The organism is Pseudomonas ceruminis, assembly GCF_021602025.1.
Classification (GTDB): Bacteria; Pseudomonadota; Gammaproteobacteria; order Pseudomonadales; family Pseudomonadaceae; genus Aquipseudomonas; species Aquipseudomonas ceruminis.
This window is the reverse complement of sequence record NZ_BQHW01000059.1, coordinates 1-4,363: the sequence shown is the minus strand read 5'-3', so window position 1 is coordinate 4,363 and position 4,363 is coordinate 1. Positions and strand designations below refer to the sequence as shown.

Below are 4,363 nucleotides of genomic sequence, written 5' to 3'. Positions count from 1 at the left end.
ACGGAGAACCGGTCGAAAAAGCTCTCCGTACATGATTTTTCGGTCACTTTTCGTCCAATGACGCTGTAGGTGCCTGGAAAATTGCAACTTGCCGCGGCTGCACGACAAGTTGATCGGAGCATCCCTAAGGCAGTGTCCGACGATTTGCGTAAGGTAAGCGCTCCATGAACCCCACATTCAAAGCGCTCAGCTGATTGCCGATGCTGTGCTCCCGATTTCTTTCTGGAGCCCGCACGCCATGATGCGTCCCGACGCCAAAGTCGAAAAAGTCTATCTCTACCCCAAGCCCGTCGACTTCCGAAAATCCATTGATGGCTTGGCGGCGCTGGTCGAGTTGGACATCAAGGTGGCGGTGTTCGACCCCGTGCTCTTCGTATTTCTCAACAAATCCCGCAACCGTGTGAAGATCTTGTACTGGGAGCGCAACGGCTTTTGTCTTTGGCTCAAGCGCCTGGAATCCGAGCGATTCAAAACATCACCTGACGCCACCGACGAAGCGATCGTCCTCACCGTCCAGGAACTGAACTGGTTACTCGACGGTTTTGACCTCTGGCGCAATCGCCCGCATCAGGTTTTGACTCCGCGATTCGTCGCCTGATTCGGTATAATCCGGGGCATGATTTCCATGCCCGAAGACCTTCCCGATGACCCCGTACTGCTCAAGCAAATGCTTGCGCAGTTACTGATGGAGCGCACGGTCGATAAGGGCCAGATCGTCGATCTCAAAGAGCAGGTCAAGCTACTGCGCGACCGTCTGTTCAGTTGCAAGTCCGAGCAGACCGTTGAAACCAACACGCCGCAGCTCGCGTTGTTCAACGAGCCGGAAAGCCTGTCGATACCTCCGGTCGATAACGACGAAGAAGTGGTCGCGCCAACACTGCGTCGTGGCAAGCGCAAACCGCTGTCCGCTGACCTGCCGCGCATTGAAGTCATCCACGAACTGCCCGAACACGAGCAGGCCTGTGCCTGTGGTTGCCGCAAACCCGTGATCGGTGAAGAAACCAGCGAGCAACTGGATATCGTGCCGATGCAGATCCGGGTGCTCAAACACGTCCGTAAAATTTACGGTTGCCGTGGTTGTGAAGCCGCTCCGGTCACCGCTGACAAACCCGCACAGTTGATCGAGAAGAGCATGGCCAGCCCGAGCGTGCTGGCCATGCTGTTGGCCACCAAGTATGTCGATGGCTTGCCGCTGCACCGTTTTGAAACGGTGCTGAGCCGACACGGTATCGAGATTCCGCGTCAGACTTTGGCGCGCTGGGTGATTCAGTGCGGTGAGCACCTGCAACCACTGCTGAATCTGATGCGCGACCGGTTGCTGGAAAGCCCGGTCATCCATTGCGATGAAACCCGCGTCCAAGTTCTTAAACAACCGGATCGAGACCCGACCAGCCAATCCTGGATGTGGGTGCAAGCCAGTGGGCCACCGGATCGGAAAGTCGTGCTGTTCGACTACACCTCCAGCCGTGCGCAGGAGGTACCGTTGCGCTTGCTGGAAAGTTATCGCGGCTATGTGATGACGGACGATTACGCCGGCTACAACGCCCTGGCGTTGCAGCCGGGTGTCGAACGATTGGCGTGCATGGCGCATGCGCGTCGCAAGTTTGTTGAAGCTCAGAAAGTGCAGCCCAAGGGCAAAGCCGGACGCGCGGATATGGCGCTGTCATTGATCAATAAGCTATATGGCATCGAGCGTGAACTGAAGGACGCCAATGATGAGCAGCGATTGACTGGCCGGCAGGAGAAAAGCCTGCCGATCCTGGGGCAGTTGAAAAGTTGGCTGGACAAAACGCAGCCATATGTGACGTCGCAAAGTGTGCTCGGCAAGGCGCTGAATTACCTGGCGAGCAATTGGAGTCGGCTGGAGCGTTATGTGGAGGCTGGGTATTTGCCGATCGACAATAACCCGGCAGAGCGCGCAATAAAGCCATTTGTGATTGGCCGCAAAGCCTGGCTGTTCAGCGACACGCCCAAGGGTGCGACCGCCAGTGCTCAGCTTTACAGTTTAGTCGAGACCGCCAAGATCAACGGCCAAGAGCCCTATACGTGGCTGCGCCACGTACTGGAGCGGCTGCCCCATGCGCAATCGGTTGCAGATTATGAAGCGCTGTTGCCGTGGAACTGTTCACCGGAAATGCCACGGTAAACGATGGCCTCACCTTGCGGTAGGTGGGGTTCATGGATCGCTTACCGAACTTGGGACTCCTTCATCGGCGTAATCAGGTCGACAAGTGACTCCGGGCTCATGGTTGAGGTTGAGGGGTGTGTTAGGCACCTGACTAACGAGTTCGTAGGCGCTTGCATAACATCGCTGGCGTACGCTATTGAGGTGACGCAGGCTGTTCGGGTGGGCTTGAAGCGAGGCTTGTTGGTGACCCAGCGTTACCACGAGGTGGTTGACTACCTAAAGGACTCAGGCGTCGACGTCATCGATCATTTTAGGCTTGATGAGGCACGACCAGCGCCTAGGTTGCCTACGGGTCAGTGGGTGATGCCCACCGTAGAGGGGGAGAGTAAATAGTGCAGCTACCACCAAACTCATCCATTACCGCCGAGGCAGGGAACGGCGGTGCTTACGCACCTGTTCCCAACGACCAAAGCGGAAACGTTCGTATTGTCGTACAGGTACGACTTTTTCATGATTTCTCATGAAGAACCCTCCATATTTTCTCAGCATTGCCTGCTGATAGCCTTTGCGCCCCTTGCGCAAAGCTCATGCGGTTTGGAGGGTAAGGCAGCACGGAAAGGGAGTCGCTGGTGGTAGCTGCAGGCCTATCCTAGCAGCCACCTATGGGGATTGGAAGCACTGGGTGGCACATCGCCGCCACCGCCTTCCAGGGCCTCTTTTTGACGTCAGTTGGCCGTCATGCGCTCGCAGGAATAGTCCCCTCTTCCTCCCCGGCTATACCGCCCATCATGACGGCGTAGTGCTCGGGGTATCCGGATCTCGCAAAGACGCCTTGGAACTTCTCAATCATTTTGTCAGCGCTCCACCCACCAAAGTCTGTGATATTAATTGCGCCGCCATGTGACTTCCGATTTATATAACGATAAAGCGGCTTAAATTCCAAATCCTCTTTTTCCAAGCCTTCGAGCGCCTTTATCAAGCTGTCATTCTTATGAATGAAGCTAAAGTACTGCTCCAAAATATTGCGCATCATGTTAGGTAACACCGCAGCGTGCACTTTAGAATCGCGCGCATCTTTAATTACTTGCCAGTATGTTTCGTAATCATTTTTTATTTCATCATGCCCCAACTTTTCGATACCACTATGAGCCCCCTTTGATACTCGGAAGCACGCGTATTTTTTTGTGATACTCGGCTGTGCATTTCTCAACAACTCATGAAAGAAGAACAAGTTATGAGTAAGCACGATGACTTGCTTGAATCTCGCTTCCGATGATAGCACGCGATGATAAATATGGGCGGCAACCTCATATACGTAATTGTGCGACAAGCTGGAGATTGGGTCATCAATCACGATAATCCTATCGCTCGCTACCACCGGCTTGTCTGCATCTACACTGCCTGCGCACAGCTCAAGGAAATACAAGAAGGTAATAAGAGTCTTTTCACCTTCGCTCAACGACTTATAAATATCGGTCGAATTATTCCCCCGAACCAGGCAGTAGTTAGTTCCGTCGCCATCAACCTTTTTCAGATTGAAACCCGTGATGCCAATGCTAGCGATGGACGCATTAATGTTTCTAACCGCCTCTTCAACATTGGTCATTTTCGACTGATAATCACTTATCGCTAAAAGATTGCTTTGCCGCTGCTCAGCTAACACATTCTTCTTCGCATCTAAATCTGTAATGCTGCCGCTATGACTTCTCGTACTTTCTTTATGCCTGGCTATAATTTTTTCTGCTTGAAGACGCATCAATTGCCAAAGCTCAGTAACCACTTGCGCAAAGAGCTGATCCTTTTTGCTCAATCTAAGATTGTGCGCTTCATCCTTGGCCCTTTGAGCTTTGATCGCCAAATTTAGATTTGCCAATATTGCTGTTGTAGATTCTAACGACAAAGAGGTGGACACAGTTTTTTCTTTATCAGCCAGTCGGGTTCGGTTGATTGTGAGCAACCGTTTCAACTCGCTTTTAGACTTTATGAAGGATGTATCTGACTGAATTGCTGAAGATGTATACGTCGGTGAATCTAATTCCAACTCCAGTGCGTCAACGGCTTTGATATATTTCTCTTTCAGCAGAACAACCTTGGCTTTTTCTTGATCATAAGGAATCTCCGAACAAGCCTTCAGTTATGCGAGAATCCCCGCAACACCTGATCCGAGCCGCCCATGAGCCAGATGAGCTTTTCCGACTTTGAGTACGCCGGCAAGCGCAAGCAAACCCGCCGAGA

At 52.5% G+C, this 4,363-nt stretch carries 3 protein-coding genes; 2 read left to right on the top strand and 1 reads right to left on the bottom strand.

Annotated features, from left to right (window positions below; all coding sequences use genetic code 11):
• The first annotated feature begins 238 nt into the window (after positions 1 to 238).
• Positions 239 to 598 carry an IS66 family insertion sequence element accessory protein TnpB gene (gene tnpB / locus L6D80_RS29730; RefSeq protein WP_012270248.1) on the top strand — a complete coding sequence of 120 codons (360 nt, stop codon included), beginning with the start codon at positions 239 to 241 and terminating at the stop codon, positions 596 to 598.
• Positions 599 to 616: 18 nt separating this feature from the next.
• Positions 617 to 2,146 (top strand): IS66 family transposase, encoded by a 1,530-nt coding sequence (tnpC, locus tag L6D80_RS29725; protein WP_176516853.1) that lies wholly within the window; start codon positions 617 to 619, stop codon positions 2,144 to 2,146.
• A 718-nt stretch (positions 2,147 to 2,864) separates the two neighbouring features.
• On the opposite strand, the gene L6D80_RS29720 is transcribed toward tnpC, so the two are convergent.
• Complete coding sequence (locus L6D80_RS29720) at positions 2,865 to 4,244, bottom strand: AAA family ATPase (protein WP_223849246.1); 1,380 nt, start codon at positions 4,242 to 4,244, stop codon at positions 2,865 to 2,867.
• Positions 4,245 to 4,363 lie beyond the last annotated feature (119 nt).